Source organism: Streptomyces sp. SudanB182_2057, assembly GCF_964272715.1.
Lineage (GTDB): Bacteria > Actinomycetota > Actinomycetes > Streptomycetales > Streptomycetaceae > Streptomyces > Streptomyces rubradiris.
This window is the reverse complement of record NZ_OZ186798.1, coordinates 2,521,329-2,540,931: the sequence shown is the minus strand read 5'-3', so window position 1 is coordinate 2,540,931 and position 19,603 is coordinate 2,521,329. Positions and strand designations below refer to the sequence as shown.

At 72.7% G+C, this 19,603-nt stretch carries 13 protein-coding genes; 5 read left to right on the top strand and 8 right to left on the bottom strand.

From position 1 onward, the window contains the following. Window positions 1-43 precede the first annotated feature (43 nt). Entirely contained in the window at window positions 44-3,562 is a 3,519-nt protein-coding gene (locus tag ACSURM_RS10670; RefSeq protein WP_436954761.1) for a trypsin-like peptidase domain-containing protein, read from the top strand. Between the two features lie 301 nt (window positions 3,563-3,863). Next, window positions 3,864-4,811 carry a bifunctional riboflavin kinase/FAD synthetase gene (locus tag ACSURM_RS10665; RefSeq protein ID WP_436954760.1) on the top strand — a complete coding sequence of 316 codons (948 nt, stop codon included), beginning with the start codon at window positions 3,864-3,866 and terminating at the stop codon, window positions 4,809-4,811. Window positions 4,812-4,894: 83 nt separating this feature from the next. Here the strand turns inward: ACSURM_RS10665 and ACSURM_RS10660 are convergent, their stop codons facing one another. The 3 genes from ACSURM_RS10660 to eccE all read right to left on the bottom strand — a co-directional run bounded on the left by ACSURM_RS10660 (window position 4,895) and on the right by eccE (window position 10,724). Beyond that, window positions 4,895-8,299, bottom strand: coding sequence for an SCO5717 family growth-regulating ATPase (locus ACSURM_RS10660; RefSeq protein ID WP_436954759.1), 3,405 nt, complete (start codon window positions 8,297-8,299; stop codon window positions 4,895-4,897). A 302-nt stretch (window positions 8,300-8,601) separates the two neighbouring features. After that, window positions 8,602-9,390, bottom strand: a complete 789-nt coding sequence (locus ACSURM_RS10655; RefSeq protein ID WP_436954758.1) for a hypothetical protein — start codon at window positions 9,388-9,390, stop codon at window positions 8,602-8,604. Then, window positions 9,387-10,724, bottom strand: coding sequence for a type VII secretion protein EccE (gene eccE / locus ACSURM_RS10650; RefSeq protein ID WP_436954757.1), 1,338 nt, complete (start codon window positions 10,722-10,724; stop codon window positions 9,387-9,389). Before eccE ends, ACSURM_RS10655 begins: the two co-directional genes overlap by 4 nt. 197 nt (window positions 10,725-10,921) lie before the next feature. On the opposite strand from eccE, the gene eccB reads away from it, so the two are divergent. The 3 genes from eccB to ACSURM_RS10635 are packed head-to-tail and all read left to right on the top strand — an operon-like array spanning window position 10,922 to window position 14,393. After that, on the top strand, window positions 10,922-12,451 hold the full coding sequence (gene eccB / locus ACSURM_RS10645; protein WP_436954756.1) for a type VII secretion protein EccB: 1,530 nt from the start codon (window positions 10,922-10,924) through the stop codon (window positions 12,449-12,451). 11 nt (window positions 12,452-12,462) lie between these two features. Next, window positions 12,463-13,785, top strand: coding sequence for a type VII secretion-associated serine protease mycosin (gene mycP / locus ACSURM_RS10640; RefSeq protein ID WP_436954754.1), 1,323 nt, complete (start codon window positions 12,463-12,465; stop codon window positions 13,783-13,785). Continuing rightward, complete coding sequence (locus ACSURM_RS10635) at window positions 13,785-14,393, top strand: hypothetical protein (RefSeq protein WP_436954753.1); 609 nt, start codon at window positions 13,785-13,787, stop codon at window positions 14,391-14,393. The genes mycP and ACSURM_RS10635 overlap by 1 nt, the downstream gene beginning before the upstream one ends. Before the next feature lie 513 nt (window positions 14,394-14,906). On the opposite strand, the gene ACSURM_RS10630 is transcribed toward ACSURM_RS10635, so the two are convergent. From ACSURM_RS10630 to ACSURM_RS10610, 5 genes are all read right to left on the bottom strand, one after another. Then, window positions 14,907-15,350, bottom strand: coding sequence for a hypothetical protein (locus ACSURM_RS10630; RefSeq protein ID WP_436954752.1), 444 nt, complete (start codon window positions 15,348-15,350; stop codon window positions 14,907-14,909). A 179-nt stretch (window positions 15,351-15,529) separates the two neighbouring features. Then, a complete protein-coding gene (locus tag ACSURM_RS10625; RefSeq protein ID WP_436954751.1) occupies window positions 15,530-16,051 on the bottom strand; it encodes a hypothetical protein in 522 nt (173 codons plus the stop codon). 43 nt (window positions 16,052-16,094) lie between these two features. After that, window positions 16,095-16,631 (bottom strand): hypothetical protein, encoded by a 537-nt coding sequence (locus ACSURM_RS10620; RefSeq protein ID WP_436954750.1) that lies wholly within the window; start codon window positions 16,629-16,631, stop codon window positions 16,095-16,097. Between the two features lie 23 nt (window positions 16,632-16,654). Then, window positions 16,655-18,931: a hypothetical protein gene (locus tag ACSURM_RS10615; protein ID WP_436954749.1), complete on the bottom strand. Its 2,277-nt coding sequence runs from the start codon at window positions 18,929-18,931 to the stop codon at window positions 16,655-16,657. Between the two features lie 66 nt (window positions 18,932-18,997). Further along, window positions 18,998-19,519, bottom strand: a complete 522-nt coding sequence (locus tag ACSURM_RS10610; RefSeq protein WP_436954748.1) for a hypothetical protein — start codon at window positions 19,517-19,519, stop codon at window positions 18,998-19,000. Window positions 19,520-19,603: the final 84 nt, after the last annotated feature.

Below are 19,603 nucleotides of genomic sequence, written 5' to 3'. Positions count from 1 at the left end.
TACCGTCGGGGCAGGGCACAGGGACGGGCGGGGAGGTACGGCCATGGCGGAACGGGGCCCGCGCTCCGAAGGCGGGCGCCGGGAGCGGGAGGAACACGGGCGGCCGGAGCCCGGCGCACCGGCCAGGGCGGGCGGCTTGCCCGACCTCGTCCGGCCCACCGGCTCCGACCCCGCCCTCGTACGCATCCGCGACCTGGCCGGCCGCCCCCTCGGCCTCGGCTTCCTCGCCGACCACGAGGGCACCCTGCTCACCGGTCACGAGACCGTCGACGGCCGCGCCCGGCTGCTGCTGGACGCCCCCGGACAGCGCACCCGCACGGTCACCGCCGACGCGGTCACCCCGCTGCCCCGGCTGGGCCTCGCCCTGATCCGCACCGAGGGCCTCGGCGCGGACCCGCTGCCGCTGACCGTACGGGACCGGATCGACGCGGGCACCTACGTACGGGTCGCCGCCGGCTGCTGGCGGGAGGCGCGGGTACTGGCCGCCACCCGGGCCACGTACACCGCCGGGGACGGCCCCCACCTCCTCGACGACGTGCTGGAGCTGGCCATCGGCACGGCCGGACGCGACGCGCTCAGACCCGGCGGCGGGGCGGCCGGGGGACCGGTGTGCGACGCGCGCACCGGCGCGGTCGTCGGCGTCCTCGGCACCGTCCTGCGCGCCGCCGGGCGCGAGGCGGGCTTCGCCGTCCCGCTGCGGCCCGCCGCCGACGCCCTCGCCGGACTCCTCGCCCGCAACGCGGCCACCGTGCCCGCCTACGGCGCCGACCTCAACCTCGCCGGCATCCTCCAGCTGACCACGACCTCCGTGGGCCAGGACGGCCCCCCGGGCGCCGTCGACCCGATCGAGCGCCCCGGCATCGCGCGGGAGCTGGCCGCCTTCACCGCCGGCGACCGGCCCGTGCTCGGCCTGGTCGGCGCCCCGGGCAGCGGCCGTACGACGCAGCTCGCGGCCCTCGCCGCCCGCCGCGCCCGGGGCGAGCGGCCCGCGCCCACCCTGTGGCTGCGCGGCGCCGACCTGGCGGACAGCGACGGCTCGGTGGCCGACGCCGCGCGCCGCGCCCTGGCCCGCGCCGCCCGGATCGTCGCCGCGTCCCGCGCCGTGCGCCCCGAGGACCTGGGCGACGTCACCCCGGAGCACCTGGCCCGCCTCGCCGCCCGGGCCGGCCGCCCGCTGCTGCTCCTCCTCGACGGCCCCGAGGAGATGCCCCCGGCCCTCGCCCACCGCCTGCCCGAGTGGACCCGCGGCACGGCCGACTGGCTGCACGGGACCGGGGCCCGCCTGCTGGTCGCCTGCCGGGAGGAACACTGGGAACGCGCGGGGCGGGCGTTCCCCGCCGACCTGCTCCACACCCCGGCGGGCGAGGCGGGCCCCGCTTCCGTGGCCGCCGCCCCCTTGCCCCCCTGCCTCCCCGTCGGCGACCTCACCGCCGGTGAGGCGCGCCTGGCCCGCGCCCGGTACGGCATCGCGGACGGCGTCCTCGCCGAGCGGGACGCCCGGCATCCGCTCACCCTCCGGCTGCTGTCCGAGGTCCGGGCCGCCGCCCCGGCCGCCCCGCTCGCCGGGCCCCTGGACCGCCACGACGTGTTCGCCGCCTACCTCGACCTGGTGTGCCTGCGCGTCGCGGTCCGGCTCGCCGCCGCCCGCGGGCTGCGCGGCACGGCCGTACGGCGGCTGGCCGCGCGGGTGGCCGGGCAGGTGCACGAGGCGGCCCGGCGCAGCCTCGGCCCCGGGCAGGGCGAACTGGACCGGGAGTCCTTCGAGGCCGTGTTCCCCTGGGGACCCGCCCCGGCCCGCCTCGGCGCGGGCACCGGCTGGGCCTCCGCCGTTCTCGCCGAGGGCCTCCTCGTGCCGGCCGGCGGCGGCTACCGCTTCGCCCACGAGGATCTGGCCGACTGGCTGCACGGCATGCACCTGGACCTCGACGAGGCCCTGCGCGCTCTGGTGCACGCGCCCGGCGAGCGGCCCGAGGGGGCGCGCCCGGTTCCGGTGCCGCACCACCGTATCGGCCCCGTCGTCCAAGCCCTGCTGTTCCTCGGCCGCCAGCACGGCAGTAGTCAACTCAGCGCCCGCTTACGCGAGTTGGCGGATGTTCTGGAGTGTGACACCGGCTCCTGGTGGGCCGCCCGGCTGCTCGCCCGCACCCTGCTCCAGGTCCCGGACGCGACGCCGTACACCGAGGTGCTGCGGCTGCTCGCCGACCGGGTCGCCGCCCGGCGCCAGGACCGGCGGCCGGTACCGGCCGAGTTCGGCCCCGCCTTCTGGACCGCGCTGCCCATCTCCGACACCGAGCGCCTGGACCTGCTGCGCCGCCTCGTGCCGGCCGACCCGGCGCCGTCCGCGGCGTCCGCCCGCTGTCTGGACGCCGTCGCCGGACTGCTCGCCGCCGCCCCGGAGGCCGTACAGCCCCTGCTGACCCGTTGGTTCACCGACGAGCGCCCGCTGTCCGCGACCCCGCACGCCACCGTGGCCACGGCCGCGCAGGCGCTGCTGCACACCCACCGGCACCGCGCCCCGGACGACCTCACCGAGGTACTGGTGGCCTGCCCCCACCCACGCGCGGAGGAACTGCTCGACGCCCTCGCCGAGGACGAGCCGTCGGCCGTCTGCCGGGCCGCCGCCCGCTGGGCGCACGACGAGCGCCCCGCCCGCCGGGCCGCCGCCGTCACCTACGCACTGCGCGCCGCCCCCCACGCCCGTACGGCCGCGGAGCGCGCGCTGCTCGGCAGCGCCGCCCGCGCCCTGCTCGCCCGCCCCGCCGACCACACCCTGCACGGCGCCGCCCTCGCCGTCCTGGTCCACGACCCGGACACCCGCGACCGCCATCTGCCCACGGCCCTGCGCCACTTCGCCGACGGCGACCCGCGCATCCCGCCCGGCGCCCTCGCCCCGGCCCTGACCACCCACCCCGAACCGGTCCTGGACGCCTTCCGCGCCCGGCTCCGCGCCCCCGAGGACGCCGACCTGCGCACCCTCACCGGGATCACCACCCCGGCCCTCGCCCGCCCGGTCGCCGCGCTGCTCCAGGAGGCGGTTCGGCTGCGACCGGAGACCGCCGGGCGCCTCGCCCGCCGCGTCGACCGCCGGCTCGGCCTCGGCGCCGCCGCGCGACCCGTCCTGCTGCCGCTGGTCACCGCCCTGCTCGACGGCGGTCCCGAACCCCTTCGGGCCTCCCTCGCCACCGTCCTGGCCGGCCCCGGCACGCCCGCCTCCCGTCCGCTCCGCCGTGAGCTGCTGGAGTTCCTGCTCGACCGGGAGCGGGACCCGGCCGTCCTGGACGCCGTCCTGCGCGCGGCGGCGGCCCGGGACGACACCGGGACGGGGCCGGGGGAGGAGGAGACCCGGGACTTGGTGCACCGCGCCGGCCTGCTCCTCGTCCGCACGCCCGAGGGTGCCGCCCGCTGCGACCGGGGCCTGGCCGACCTCGTCCGGCACGTGCCCGGCTTCGCCGCCCGCCTGGCCCGCTGGCTGACCGACGCCCCGGACGACTGGGCCGCGCTGATGGGCCCCGGCACCCGCCGCATGATCGAGAACCTGGCGGGCGTGCGCGTGCCGGCGTGATCGGGAACCTGGTGGGCGTGCGCGTTCCGGCGTGATCGGGAACCCGGCCGGATGGGCGCGTACCCGCGTGATCCAGAACGTGGCGGGCATGCTCGTACCCGCGTGAGGGACGAGCGGGTGGGCGTGCGCGTAGCGGCCTGGGCGGATACGGGGCATACGCGCACCGTCCGGGCGCTGCCGCCGACGTGCGCCCCGTCACAGCCCCCATGCCGATGCTGGCGCGGAGCACCCGGCATGGCACCCTTAGACCTGCACAACGAGGTCAGGACAGACACGGACAAGGGTTCGAGGAGCGGTCACAGTGCAGCGCTGGCGTGGCTTGGAGGACATCCCCCAGGACTGGGGGCGCAGCGTCGTCACCATCGGTTCCTACGACGGCGTCCACCGCGGCCACCAGCTGATCATCAAGCACGCCGTCGACCGCGCCCGCGAACTGGGCGTGCCGGCCGTCGTCGTCACCTTCGACCCGCACCCCAGCGAGGTGGTCCGCCCCGGCAGCCACCCCCCGCTGCTCGCCCCGCACCACCGGCGCGCCGAGCTGATGGCCGAACTGGGCGTCGACGCGGTCCTCGTGCTGCCGTTCACCACCGAGTTCTCCAAGCTGTCGCCCGCCGACTTCGTGGTGAAGGTGCTGGTGGACAAGTTGCACGCCAAGGCGGTCGTGGAGGGCCCCAACTTCCGCTTCGGCCACAAGGCGGCGGGCAACGTCGAGTTCCTCACCGAGCAGGGCAAGACCTACGACTTCGAGGTGGACGTCGTCGACCTCTACGTCACCGGCGAGGCGGGCGGCGGCGAGCCGTTCTCCTCCACCCTGACCCGTCGCCTGGTCGCCGAGGGCGATGTCGCGGGCGCCCGCGAGATCCTGGGCCGCCCGCACCGCGTGGAGGGCGTCGTCGTCCGCGGGGCCCAGCGCGGCCGGGAAATGGGCTTCCCGACGGCCAACGTCGAGACGCTCCCGCACACCGCCGTCCCCGCCGACGGCGTCTACGCGGGCTTCCTGCACGCCCAGGGCGAGGCCATGCCGGCCGCCATCTCCGTGGGCACCAACCCGCAGTTCGACGGCACCGAGCGCACGGTGGAGGCGTACGCCATCGACCGCGTCGGCCTCGATCTGTACGGGCTGCACGTCGCCGTCGACTTCCTCGCCTACGTGCGCGGCCAGGCGAAGTTCGAGTCGCTGGAGGCCCTGCTGGAGCAGATGGCCGTGGACGTGCAGCGCTGCCGGGAGATCGTGGCGGCGGAGCGGTAGGCAGAGGGTCCCGCGACGCTTTTACGAAGCGAAAGGGCGGCCGGTGCGATGCGCACCGGCCGCCCTTTCGCCTGTCCTGCCCGCTACTGCTGCGGTGGCTGCTGGCCCTGGCCGGGGTACGGCTGAGGCTGGGCCTGCGGTTGCGCCTGCGGCTGCCCGGGCTGCGGGTAGCCGCCCGGCTGGGGCTGCGGCTGGCCCGGGTACGGCTGCGGCTGGCCCTGCTGCGGCGGGTACGGCTGCTGCGCCGGGGCGTACGGCTGGCCGGGCGCCTGCGGGTACGGCTGGCCCGGTGCCTGGGGATACGGCTGAGCCGTACCGTACGGCTGCTGGCCCGGCGCGGCCTGGCCCGGCGCGGCCTGGCCCGGCATCGGCGGGGCGGCCACCGGCGGCGGGTTGCCGTCGCTCGTCCACAGCCCGTGCGCCTGCTGGTGCCGGGTGAAGTCCTCGGCGACCAGCGCGGCCAGGTTGAAGTACGCCTCGCGGGTCTTCGGCCGCATCATGTCGAGGTCGACCTCGGCACCGGCGGCCAGGTGCTCGTCGAAGGGCACGACGACGACCCCGCGCGTACGGGTCTCGAAGTGCGCCACGATGTCCTCGACCTTGATCATCTTGCCGGTCTCGCGGACCCCGGAGATCACGGTGAGGGACCGGGAGACCAGGTCGGAGTACCCGTGCGCGGACAGCCAGTCCAGCGTCGTACTGGCACTGCTCGCGCCGTCCACCGAGGGCGTGGAGATGATGATCAGCTGGTCGGCGAGGTCCAGCACCCCGCGCATCGCGCTGTACAGCAGACCGGTGCCCGAGTCGGTCAGGATGACCGGGTACTGCCGGCCGAGGACGTCGATCGCCCGCCGGTAGTCCTCGTCGTTGAACGTGGTCGAGACGGCCGGGTCCACGTCGTTGGCGATGATCTCCAGACCGGAGGGGGCCTGGGAGGTGAACCGCCGGATGTCCATGTACGAGTTCAGGTACGGGATGGCCTGGACGAGGTCACGGATGGTGGCCCCGGTCTCCCGGCGCACCCGGCGCCCGAGCGTGCCCGCGTCCGGGTTGGCGTCGATGGCCAGGATCTTGTCCTGCCGCTCGGTGGCCAGGGTGGAGCCGAGCGCGGTCGTCGTGGTCGTCTTGCCCACGCCGCCCTTGAGGCTGATCACCGCGATCCGGTAGCAGGACAGCACCGGCGTACGGATCAGCTCCAGCTTCCGCTGCCGCTCGGCCTCCTCCTTCTTCCCGCCCAGCTTGAACCGGCCGCCGGCCGCTGCGGGCCGGCCGCTCTTGGCCTTCTGCTTCTTGTTGTTGAGCAGCCGGTCCGAGGACAGCTCCACGGCGGCGGTGTAACCGAGCGGCGCGGCACCGGGGTTGGTCGGCTGCCGCTGGTCGTGCCGCACGGGCTGCGGCCACGCCGCGCCGGAACGCGGATCGACCGGAGCCTGCGGCACACCGGACTCCGGGCCCTGCGGCGGCTGGGGGAAGCCGTAGCCGCCGGGCTGGGCCGGGGGGTTGGGCGCGCCGGGCGGCGGGAAGCCGTAGCCGCCGGGCGGGGTGGGGCCGTTGGGGTTCGGCGGGGTCGGGCCGCCGGGGTTCGGCTGGGGTGCCGGGGGCTGAGGGAAGCCGTAACCACCCGACTGGGCCGGGGAGTTGGGTGCGCCGGGCGGCGGGAAACCGTAGCCGCCGGGCGGCGTGGGGCCGTTGGGGACCGGCTGCGGACCGGCCGTCGGCGCGGTGAGCCGGTTCGGGTCGTTCGGCTGCTGCCACGCGGCGGGCGCGGGCTGCGGGGCCTGCGGCTGGAACGGCGGCTGCGCACCGGGCGCACCGGCCTGGCCCTGGCCGTCCACCGGCGGCTGCGGCTGCGGTTGCTGACCCGGCATCGGCCCGGGCTGCTGCGGCCACTGGGCGGCGGGCGCGGGAGCGGCGGGCTGGTACGCGGGCGGCAGCGGAGGCACCCCCTGCTGCGGCGCGGGCGGCGCCGTCCAGCCGGGCTGGGCCCCCTGCGGAGCCGGGGGAGCGGGCGGCGCGGCGGCGTACGGGGTGCCGGGTGCGGGCTGGGGAGCGCCGGGCTGCGGGGTCGCCGGGGGCGGCGGGAAGCCGTACCCCCCGGGCTGGGGCACACCGGTCTGCTGGGGCGCAGGGGGTTGCGGGAAGCCGTAGCCGCCGGGCTGCGGGGTTGCCGCCGGGGGCTGGGGGAAGCCGTAGCCGCCGGGCTGAGGAGCGGCCGGGGACTGGGCGGCCGGGGACTGGGCGTCCGTGGGCTGCTGGGCGGCGTCGCCCGAGGCATCGACGGCCACGGCCGGGGCATCGGCACCCGGGGCACCGTCACTCGCGGTGCCGCCGTCCGGGGTGTCCTCGCCCGGGGCGCTGTCCCGCGGTGTGCCGTCCTCCGATGCGCTCTGCTGAGCCGTACCGTCCGCCGGTGCGGCGTCCGAGGGCGCCGAGGCGTCGGTCCGCGAGGAGTCGGCGGCGCCCTCTCCGGCGCCCCCTTCCTGGGCGGTCGCCTCGGCAGGCTTGTCGTCCGTGCCCTCTTCCGCCACGGAAGCGTCAGCGGCGGCGGGGGCCGCGTCCCCCTGACCGTCTCCGCCTTCCTCGGCCGGAGAGCCACCCGACGTATCGGCGTCCGACGCACCGGCGTCCGAGGCGACGGAGTCCGACACCACGGAGTCCGGCGCGACGGCGTCCGAGCCGGCGGCCTCGGCCACCGCACCCCCGCCGTCCTCCCGGTCCCCGGAGTCCCCGGCACCCGCGCTCCCGGCCGAACCGCCGTCGCCCTCGGCCGGCTTGACCTCGGCCGCCACGCGCTCGGCGAACTCGGCCATCTCACGCTTCAGAGCGGCCGCGGAGAACCGCATGGTTGCCCCGCTCTCCAGGTCCCCGTTGTCCGTCTCAGGCGGAACCCCGGCGGGGGCGCCCGGCGCCTCCTGCCCAACCGGCTGCTGCGACTGCTGTGGCTGCTGCGGCTCGAAGCCCTCGGGCAGCCGCGGCATCGGAATGGGGCCACCGACCGGCGGCGCGGGCTGCGCGGGCGGGGCGTACGGCGCACCCTCAGGGGCGTACGGCGCCCCCTGCGGAGGCGTGCCCGAAGGTCCCTGCGCGGGAGCGGACGGCGGCGAATACGCGGTCCCCTCCGGCGGGGTGAACGGAGTGCCCGGCGGCGGGGTGAACGGAGCCCCCGGCGGCGGCGCGAACGGAGTGCCCTGCGCGGGCGTGCCCGTCGGCTGGGCGGCAGGCGGCGTGGCACCGGGGGCGGGGGCCGGAGCCTGGGCCGGCGGGCTCGTCGGGAACGACGGCACTGCGGAGCCGCCCGCGGCGCCCGGGTCCGCGGAACCGGTGAAACCGCCCGCGCCTCCCGACGTACCGGAGGCGTTCTGCGTGTACCAGGCGGGGGGAGCGTAGTCGATGGTGAACTCGCCGGTGGTCTCGACGGCCTCCGCGTCGGGCTGGTCATCGCCGGGTGTGTCCCAGCCCCCGCGCATCCCGTCCCGATCGCTGCTCACAATTCCTCCTGGTGTGGTCGAGCACCCTCATGCCGTGCCGGGGCGACCATGTCGTGTCGTACCGAGTCGTCCGTAGTCGTTCGAGGCGGTCCGACTCACCGGACCTCCCCCCCGGGACACCGACGTCCGGCCCACGGGTCCTGCCATCGCGCCCGCTCCCAGCCTAATCACCGGACACCGCACCTCGGCAGGCCCGCCCGCCTGTCCGCCCCCGCCCGGCAGGCCGGAGCCCGCCCCAAGACGCCCCAACCGTCCCACCGGTCCACCAGGACACCCGAACAAAAGGGACGCGCAAGGGCAGTTCAGTCCATCCGGCGCGGTGTGCCCAACAATCCGATCTCGGCGTCCGTGGGTTGCGTCAGCACGTACTGCCGGTCACGGTCGGTGCACCACAGGGTGACGCCGTCGGGCAGCGCGGGCAGCGACTCCACCTCGGTCCGCGACAGCCCCATCGTGCGCCCGAGTTCGGCCGCCTCGTCCGGCGAGACCCGCTGGATGCCGGCGAGCCGCGCCTGCCGCAGCAGCCGGGGCGCGACCGGGCTGAGATACGGCAGCAGGGTCAGCACCGACTGCCAGGGGCCGGAGACGACCCGGCCGCGCGGGGGCCGCATGCCGCAGTCCCGCACCACCAGCACCGGCGTGCCGGCGGAGGCGCCCTGCGGCGGAACCCGCCCGACGTCGTACACGGACAGGCCGTTCTGCCCGCCGCCCATCGCGTGCACCATCTGCATCCAGGCCTGCGGCCGGCCGGTCTCCACGGCGACCCGGGCGCCGGTGGCGGCCGAGCGCAGCGCCAGCACCTGCGCGGTCCACAGGCCGCCGATCAGGACGACGTCGTAGGGCGTGGGCCGGTTGATGCCCAGCACGGCCGGCTGTCCCTCGGCGTCGACCCCGGCCACCACCCCGTCGTCCCCGATGGGCAGGGCGAGCGCGTCCAGTTGCGGCACGGGCAGGGCGTGCCGGCCGTGCCGGGGCCCGATCAGGCCCAGCCCGTGCCGCAGCCGGTCCACCGTCCGCCGCAGCCCGGACGGCTCCGGGGCGCCGGGCGCCGCCCGGCCCGGCACCGGGGAAGTCGTCGGAACCGTCGTCACCGCGCACCTCCGAGGGGCAGAGTGGCCAGCATGCCGGGCAGCTGCTCGCGGTCGAGCCGGGCCAGACCCGCCCCGGACTGCCGGGCGGCGGCCTCCAGCGCGCGCCGCGCCGCCACGAGTTCGTCGTCACTGCGCCCGGTCACCCGCAGATGCCCGCACAGCGACACTTCCTGCCGCTCCCCGGGCGCGAGCGTCAGACTGAAGGTGGTCGCCAGGGCCGGTATCGCCGTGACCCGGGCGACGAACTGGGGCAGGGACTCGGCCGGGCCGTCGCCCAGCGGGGGCCAGCGCCGCACCCAGTACGTGGTGTGCCGCCGGTTGTCACAGCGCCAGCTGCGCCCCGACTCCTCCGTGCGCCGCTCCCGGGTCTCACTGCGCCCCGCCTCCGCGGTGACCAGCGGGTTGGCGCACGCCGAGGTGGCGAGCGCGGCGACCAGCTCCTCCTCGTCCAGCACCCGGGCGCGGAACCCGGCGCCGGTGAGCCGGCTCGCCAGGTGGTCGGCGGCCCGTACGACGCACTTCTGCGCGCCCTCCAGCCCGCCGCCGCGCGCGGCCACGGCCTCCGCGCACAGCTCGGGATCCAGCTTCAGCGCGATCCAGGTGATGCGCACGGCCGGGGCGCCGGTCTGCTCCTGCAACGGGATGTAGTTGGCGACGGCCACCGACTGCTGCGGCAGGTGCAGCGCGGGCGCCGGCTGCGTGTGCAGCACGATCTGCGCGGACTCCAGGCGGATGCCGTCCACCTCCAGCGCGCCCCGCACCAGGCCCAGCGGCAGCGGCTGGCGGCTCCGCTCGGCGCGCAGCGCGGTCGCGTCGGCCTCCACCTGGAGCACGGCCGTGACGAACGTGCCGTCCCCGACGACGCCGACCGGCCGCCGGTCGCGCGCGTTGTACGAGTACGTGCGCAGGGCGGGCTCGCACTCCACCGCCGGGACCAGTCCGGGCTCGGTGCCCGGCGGTATCGGGGTGTTCGCGGCCCGCTTCTGCCGCGCCCGCAGCTCCCGCGCGGTGGCGAGCCACTCCGGCAGGGACCGGCCCCGCCGCCGTACGAAGGCCAGCAGGAGCAGCACCAGCGCGACCACCGCCGCCGGCACCAGGGCCGCCATGCCGACGGCCCAGCCGACGAGCAGTACGGCCGCCGCCAGCTCCACCAGCACAAGCCGTTGCAAACGGAACGACCCGGCCTGGCCCGGCCGTTGCCTGAGCCCGGGCGTGACCTGCCGGCGGTCCGCGCCGCGCCGGGCGGACGCGGCGCGCGGCGCGGACCCGGACCGGGCCGCACGGCCTCGTGCCGCCGACCGGCCGCGCGCTCGCGTCCGCGTTCCGGAAGCCATCACTGCATCCCCCCGATTTGCTCACAACTCGCTGGAACCAGGCCACTGAACAAGGCCCTTGAGGGCCCAGGTACCCTACCCGCTCCACGAGACCCGCTCCGTACCAGGCATAGTAGGGGCCGGGTCCGACAACGGAGGGCGGGGGAGCGTGGTCCCCGGGCGCGCTCCGCGTGAGTCACGGGGAGAAACAGGCACAGATGGCATCTCGGCGGGACCAACTCAACGCCTACACCTTCGCGAAGCGCCGCATGCTCGCGTCGTTCGTGCAGTCGTCACCGGATGCCTCCGACGAGGGAGCGCCCCGGCCGCTGCGCGCCATCCTGCCCGGCGCGATCGTCGGCGTGGTCGTGCTCGCGGCCTTCGGTGCCTGGGGGATGTTCAAGCCGACGGCCCCGCAGGGCTGGAACACGCCCGGCCAGAAGGTGATCATCGCCAGCAAGTCCACCACCCGGTACGTCGTGCTGAAGACCGAGGACAAGGTCCAGCTCCACCCCGTCCTCAACATGGCGTCGGCCAAGCTCGTCCTCGACACCCAGAGCGACGTCGACGTGGTCACCGTCGACGAGTCGGTCCTCGACAACGGCAAGATCCCGCACGGCGTCACTATCGGCATCCCCTACGCCCCCGACCGGCTGCCCTCCGGCAAGGAGGCCGGCGCGGCCAAGGAATGGGCCGTGTGCGAGCGCCCGAGCGGCAGCGGCGGCTCCGTCCAGAAGGCCGCGTTCGTCCTGGCCGAACGGGACCGGGACAAGCTCCGGGGCGGCCGGCAGAAGCTGCGCGGCGGCGAACTCCTCTACGTCGCCACCCCGGACAAGAAGCGGTACGTGATCGACGCGCACGGCCGGGCCTATCCCGTGGACGCCGGTGACAGCCTGCTGCTCCAGACCATCGTGGGCGCCGACCGCACCCCGCAGCGGGTGACCAAGGAGTGGATCGACACCCTGCACCCGGGCGACCCGATCAGCTTCCCGTCGGTCACCGGGGTGCCCGGCGCCGCCGCGAACGCCCCCGGCCAGCTGGACCCCGGGGCCAACCGCGTCGGCATGGTGCTGCGGGCCCCGGTCAACGGCCAGGAGCAGTATTTCGTGGTCCTGCCCGGCCGGGTCGCGCCCGTCTCCGACTTCGTCGCCCAGCTCCTGCTGGCCAGCACGGACCTGGTGAGGCTCGGCCAGGCCGGGCACGCCCAGGAGGTCAGCGCGGGCGCCATCACCCGGGGCGAGCCGTTCGCCGCCGAACACACCTGGCCCACCGAGAAGCCCCGCGCCGTCAACAACCCGGCCACGGCCGACGGCAGCCGCAACACCGTCTGCAACATCCTCAACCACGTCGACCCCGACAACGGCGCCACCACCCTGAGCACCTGGGCCGGCACCGACTTCCCCGCGGTGCTGCCCACCGGCTCCTCCAGCGCCTACGTCACCGCCGGCTCCGGCCAGCTCTACCGCCAGTTCCAGGGCCGGGAGACCAAGGCCGGCCCGGTCTTCCTGGTCACCGACACCGGCCTGCGCTACGCGCTCCAGTCCAACGACGACAGCGCCGGCGAGGACAAGGGCATCGGCGTCACCGACAAGCAGCGCAAGCAGCTCCAGCAGGAGGCCAAGCTCGCGCAGACCCGCCTCGGCTACGCCGACGTGAACCCCGCGCCCATCCCCGCGCCCTGGTCCAAGTTCCTGCCGACCGGCCCCCGCCTGTCGACCGCGGCCGCCCGCCAGCCGCAGGGCTCCTGAGGGGCACGCCGATGACGTCCACGTTCCGCACCCGTACGCCCTTGGCCCGTACGACCCTGACCGGGACCCGTACGACCCGGAGCCGTACGACCCCGACCCGTACGACCCCGACCCGTACGACTCTCGTGGTGGCGACCGCGGTGGCCGCCACCCTCCTGACGGCACCCGCGGCGACGGCGGACTCCGCCTCCGACCAGTGCACGTTCGACAAGACCAACCACAAGTACGCCGGCACGCCCTGGGCCCTGCAACGCGTCAACCTGGACGAGCTGTGGACCCAGTCCAAGGGCAAGAACGTCAGGGTCGCCGTCATCGACACCGGCGTGGACACGGCCAACCCCCAGCTCGCGCACGCCGTCGACGCGTCCCGGGGCGCCAACTTCCTGCCCCCCAAGGACAAGAAGGGCCAGCCCATCGACCGGGGCAACAGCAAGGGCACCACCGACACCGTCGGGCACGGCACGCGGGTGGCGGGCATCATCGCGGCGCGCCCCATGAAGGGCACGGGCTTCGTCGGCCTCGCCCCCGAGGCCACCATCATCCCGATCAAGCAGAACGACGCGGACGGCAACGGCACGGCCGCCACCCTCGCCCAGGCGATCCGGCACGCGATCCAGGTCAAGGCCGATGTCATCAACATCTCCCAGGACACGGCCAACGCCGCCCTCCCGGACCCCGTCCTCCAGCGCTCGGTGAACGAGGCCCTGGGGGCCGGCATCGTCGTGGTCGCCTCGGCGGGCAACGACGGCCTGGGCGGCAACCGGAAGAAGACGTACCCGGCGTCGTACCCGGGAGTCCTCGCGGTGGCGGCGTCGGACCGCAACAACGAACGCGCGGCCTTCTCCCAGTCCGGCGACTTCGTCGGCGTGGCGGCCCCGGGCGTCGACATGATCTCCACCGTCCCGAAGGGCGGCCACTGCCCGGACAACGGTACGAGCTTCTCCGCGCCCTACGTGGCCGGCGTGGCCGCGCTGATCAAGGCCAAGCACCAGGACTGGACGCCCCGGCAGATCGTGGCGCAGATCGAGCAGACCGCCGAACGCTCCATCGCCGGCCACGATCCCCTGGTCGGCTGGGGCGTGGTGGACCCGGTCCGCGCCCTCACCGAGGACGACCACCCGATAGAGTCCCCGCACCCCGACCCGGGCCTCACCCACGCGGAGGCCCCCACCCCCGCCGAGCTCACCCTCGGCGAGACCCCGCGCGAACGCACGGCCCGCATCGCGACCTACGTCGCCGTGGCCGTGGCGGTCCTGGTGGCGGGCCTGAGCGGCGGAGCGGTGGCGGTACGCGACGCCCGCCGCAGGCGCCGCGGCCTGCGGGAAGGCACCTGATGGACGCGCTGGACCAACTGAACGTCCTGGGCCTCGCCCTGGCCGCCGTGCTGGTGGCCATGGCCTGCGTGAAGTCGGACCGCGTGCGCTCCTGGCGCGCGAGCGTCAACCCGTCGGCACCCGACCTGCCCGACTCCGCCTTCGTCGCCGCCCGGGTCCTCTTCCTGAGCCTGGCAGGCGTCGGCGTCTACCTGGCCGCCCAGGGCTTCGGCGTCTCCGATGACGCCTCCTGGAGCGACGGCGAACTGACCAGCGCGGTCCGGCAGACCACCGACGACCTGAACGGCTACACCTTCCAGGCCGACGAATCGGGCACCCCGCTCGCCTTCCCCGACTACGCCTCCCTGATCGAGGACAAGGTCCTCCAGTACGGCGGCGGCGACGCCCCCGGGTACGGGGTGGCGGTGGACCCGGCCGAGACCAACACGCCCGCGAAGGCGTCCTTCACCATCACCGCCGACGGCACGGACACCGCCTTCTGCACCCGTCTCACCCGCACCCGCTCCAAGAAGGACGACTACACACCCCCCGGCATCACGGGCGGCGAGGGAACCCTCACGTACCAGGGGTACCGCCTCACCACGTCCCTGGAAAAAGGCGAGTGCTGACGCAGGCGGCTTCCCCGTCCCACCCGAAAGAGTGACGGCACGGACGGGAGCCGCCGACGCGACCGTCCCGGACCCCGAATCCCCCTAGCGCGCGGAGGCCGCCATCCCCGCCGACGGCCTCTCACCCGCCTCCGCCTGCCCGGCCCGCCACGCGAAGACGTCGGCGAACCTGTTCATGTAGGTACCGGAGGCCCGGAGCGGGTCGGCCGGGGGGCATCGGTGACCAACATCTTCCCGTCACCGTTGACGAAGCAGAACGTCTCGTACGTGCGGTCCGCGTCGTCGACACGGCGATGCATGACCTGATCGTCGAAGGAGTACGAGGACTTGTCCGGCAGGACCTTCCGCAACGCGCCGGCCGACCCGGCCGGGTCCCCCAGGGTCTTACAGACAGCCGAGTCCCTGATCTCGCCCCTCTGCTCTTCGAACGGGGGAGCGCCGCATGCGTAGGTGAGTCCCAGACCGAGACCCACCACACCTATGACACCACCGGTGAGCGACAGCAGGGATCGATTACGCATGGTCTCGGGTGGTCAGGGCACGGCAAGCGTCACTCTTGCCCACGGCCGTTGCGTATCCCTTGACGAAATCGCGCACCGACGACGCCTTCACGTCGTGCGAGGTGCGCACAGTGGCCCAGACAGTGCTGTTCGCCGAGGCGGAGCCGGGACACTCGACGAGACTGACGGCACCGGTCTTCGAGTAGATGGTGTGGCCGCCGTCTGCCCGGGTGTCGGTCGGTTCGACGCCGTAGGCGGACGAAGCGACGTCACCGGCGCTGGTGTTCGCATCGTGCTTCTCGATGCTGGTGGACAGGACGACCTTTCCGTCCACCAGCATCCGGCAGCGCTTGACGCCGACCGACGATGTCGGCTGGGCGCCGACCTTCTCTCCGGGAGGCAGCAGCGGCTCCAGCAGAGAACGGGCCACTTGGGTGCCGCAGACATCGCTCGGCACGGCGTACTCACGCGTGGGCGACGAGGACGAGCAGGAGGTAGTCAACCCGACCAGCAGCCCTGCCCCCAGAAGAGCGACTACGGAGCGGACTCGGCGCCCGCAGATGTCGTGCATATCGCCTTCCAACGCAGTTCTGGCCGGTGACGACATCGTCCCCGTGGGAGATGAATAATGGGTGCCTACGAGCACTCACGGGACTGCTTTACCGCGTTGGTGAAGGCGGCCGACAACTTCTTCATGGCAGCGGTCTCACCGAGATCCGAGTCATTGACCTGAATCGAGGTGTACAGCAGATGCCGGGCGTGTTCCGGGTTCTTACATCCTTTGACCAGCTTGACGGCACCTGTGGCGGTATAGAAGAAGTCATCGTCAACTGACTGCGCCGCTTTTTCGGTCTCCGGATTGGCTGTGACGACGGTCGAGACGTCAACGTCCTCCTCCCACCACTGGAGTTCCGCCATCACAGCCCATGTGCCATCCACGTCCACCCGGCACATTTTCCTGGAAGGCACTGGACGCGATTCCCCGACCTCGACCGTCTTGCCCCCCGGAAGAAAGGGAGAAAGAAGGTCCGGGTCCACCGCCACACCACACAGGTACTTGGGAGCGGCGTATTCTCTCTCCGCGCCGGTTCCTGAACAGCCGGCGATCGTGCCCAGTGCCGCGAGCACCGCTGTGGCAGCCAAAGCTTGCCGAGTCATCGGATTCCCAGTCTCCTGCCGGCAACCGTGTCGTGCGTTCCACTCAGTGGCAAGCGCCTGATCGCTGCACCGCCTCCGTGTACTTGGTGATCAGCTGCTTCATGGCTGCGGCATCACTGTGCTCGGAGTCGGTCGCCAGCACGGCCGTATAGAGGATCTGGTCACGGCTGTTGCGGCAGCCTTCTGTCTTTCCGAACGCCTGGTTTCCCGAGTATGCGAACCGACCGTCCTCTGTCTGCTGTCCCACCTTGTCAAGGGTCAGGCCTTTGGCGAATTGGAGCACTGACATGTCGTTCCACCACTCCTGCGCGGTGTAGACGACCCGCTTGCCGTCGACGGAGACAGCACAGCGCGTGGCTTTGGCGGAAGCGACTGTGACCTCGGTCGAGACCTTCTTCCCGGGCGGGAGGAACTTGGCGAGTGCCTCGGCGTCGATAGTGGTGCCACACGCGGTTCGAGGCAGGGAGTACTCGCGCTCCGGCTCGTCCTCGGAGCAACTCGCGAGTGTGAGGAGGAGAACGGAGACCGCGATGGCAGCCCCGGTACGGCGGCCCGGGAAAGGACCCGAAGTCACATTCATGGCATTCTCGTCATGGCTCGATGTCAGGAGGTCGTTCTGCTGCCGGGCGCCTGACCCTGCAGAATGTCGTTGGCATTGATGTAGCCCTGCCGAGCCCCTTCACGCGACCACGTACCGATGTCGTCCCCGTTCGACAGGTGGTAGCGCTTGGCGGCCTCTTGCGCGCCTATTGCCACATACTCGTTGTTTTTCTCCAGGCCGGCCTGCCAGCGGCTTCCCATTTCATCGGCGGCCTTCTCGAGGGCATGCCCTTCGGCGTCCTTGTAGATGCGCTCCAGAAGAACGCTGGTGGCCGTACCGGCCCCACTGCCGACAGCCGCGCCGACCCAGGGAGTCGCGATGAACGACGTGCCGACACCCACGACCGTTCCCACTCCGCCCGAGATCGCGTTCTTGCGCTGGGAGACGCTGTAGTCGAAGTCGTGATCCTTGTCGCCGGCAGGCTTCGCGATTTCTTCCTGCCGCCCGAGGCCGAGGACGCCCGACACTTCGCCGGAGCGCTGGGCGATGTACTTGACCGTGGTCTCCTGATCCTGGGAGAAACGCTGATCCGCCGGCAGATCCGGATTCAGGTGATACTCCATCAGCTTGGACATGTACGCCTGCTGCCCCACCTCGACGGCTGCGTAGCCTCGCGGATCCTGCCCCACGGCAAACAGGAACTTGCTCACATCCCGGTGCTTGACCTCGGAATCGGCGCCGGCGATCGGATAGAGCTTCTCGATCTGCTTCCAGTCCTCCGAGTCCCGGCTCACGTCTGTCGTGGCGCGGTTGATGTCCGGAAGGTATTCGGAAGCGATCTGCCCCATGCTGTCGGACATGACATTGTGATCAGTGAGCCGTTCAGGGTCGTCTCCTACCGACGAGACGATGGCGTTGAACAGCTTGGCCTGTTCCTTGGTGTGGGGAGCGGTGTCCTGAGTGGGGATCTCTCCCGCGGGATGCCCGGTCGTGGCGGCTTCCAATGCGGACGCGAGGTTGTTGTAGCCGTCCGTGCTCTCGCCGCGGCTCAGGTCGCTGTTGCTCTCCTGCGGCCAGTGACGGTCCTCGAAGAGGTACTTGAAGTTGGAGACCGCGGTCTTGTGGTCGCCGTCCTTCGGGATGAAGTCGTCGTTGAAGAAGTCGGTCGCGGCGCCAGGGTTGTTCGAGAGGCCCTTGAGGTAGCCCGACAAGGGGTCGAAGCCGGAGTCCCCCTTCATGTGGTTGAGATAGGGGCTGGGCCCTATCCGCTGCCAGGCTGTGTGCTTTCCGTCATGCGTGAACTTCCGCTCGGTCTCCATGAGGCTCTTGCCGTACTGCTTCATGAAGTCGTCGTCGTAATCACCGACGCGCATGAGGTTGCTCATGACCTGGAACCCGAGCAGGCCGCCGCGCTTGCCGCCGACCTCCTGGTCGCCCATGTCGACCATGCGCCGCTTCCACTCGGTCATGTCGGCCGTGTCGCTCTGGCTGGCCGTGGCGAGCGTGAGACCGAGGTTCTTCTGCAGCTCTCCCAGCTGGTCACGGCGTTCATGGTGCACGTCCCAGGCGACCTGGGGGTCACTGACGTCGGCCCAGAAGGACAGAGTCTTGGCCGGCCCGAGGTCCTTCGCGAACCGCTCCGAGAACAACGGATCATCGTGGTACTTCTTGAGTCCCGCGTTGAGCCGGTCGAAGTCCTTCACCGACAGGTCGTCGATGTCCTTCTTGGCCAGCTTCGCCAGCTCGTCGGCTTCCTTGACGGCCGCTGCCGCGCTGTCCCTGTCCTTGTAACTGGCGTCCGAGAACCCCATCCGGGCCTGGTCGACGATCGCCGTGAGAACGTCCTTGGCCGAGTTGTCGCTCTCCGTGGCCTTGCTGAGGATGCCCTGGATCTCGTCGCGGAGGTCGTCGACGTCCTTCTGGTTGGTCGCGCTCTTGTTGCCGCTCGGGTCCGAGCCCCAGTCGGGCCGGGTGTTGCCCGTGACCGTGAACTTGCCGCCACCCGCGTCGGCGACGGTCAGGTTCTTCTTCTGACCGCGCGAGACGGCGTCCGTCAGCTGCTGGTGGAACGTCTTCAACTCGTTCCGGGTGTCGAGCAGGATCTTGTAGATGGTGGTGGCCTGCGTGTGGGCGTCGCCGAACTCGCCGGCCGTCTTGCCGATGAACTGCTTCGAGACCTGGGCGTTCACACCGGCCCAGTCGGCCGCGTTGGCGGCCTTGTGCAGATCGTCCTCGGCGTCCTTCTTCAAGTCCGCGAGGTGCTTGACCAGTGTCGACCAGTCGCTGACGGCGTCGTCGAGGAGCTTGAAGTTGGCGTGGTAAAGAGCGTTGAAGTCCATTGGAGCTCGTCCCGGGGATAGCGTGGCGGCGGTGTGATCGTCTGCGTCGTCAACAACCCGACGCCGCTATTCCTTCTTCTTGCCCTTGTCCTTGCCGTCGTCCCCGTAGTCGTTCTTCTTGCCCGGCGCCCCCACCCGTTCGTCGAACCCGTCGTCCAGGGCGTCGATGCTGCTCATCTGGCGCTGGATGTAGTGCTCGTCGTTCGCGTGCACGGCCTTGGTGGTCTGCATGTGGTTGGAGATCTGGGCGCAGGCGTCCATCAGGGACTTCAACTGCTCTTCCCAGCGGTTCGACACGTGCTGGAGGCCGGCGCCGAGGGCGAAGCCCTGCTTGGTGAGGTCGCCGGCCGCGGAGTCGCTGCTCGGGGTCGCCACGCGGGCCTTGTCCCACAGCTGGTCGTACAGATGGTGGGCCGCGCTGCCGATCTTCTCCAGGTCCTTGTGACCGACCTTGAGGTCACCGGTCTTGCTGGGGAGGACATAGGGACCGTACGTGCCACCGCCCCCGTCGACATGGTTGAGCCGCATCTGTGCCGACTGCCCCTGGGCAGCCTCCGCCTTGAGCTGCTCCCATTCGTCCCAGGCCATGGAAGGGCCCCTTCCCCCGTGGTTAGTCCGGTGCCGGCACAACCTAGCAACCAACGCCATGGAAAATGTGTGCCATGTCCGCCA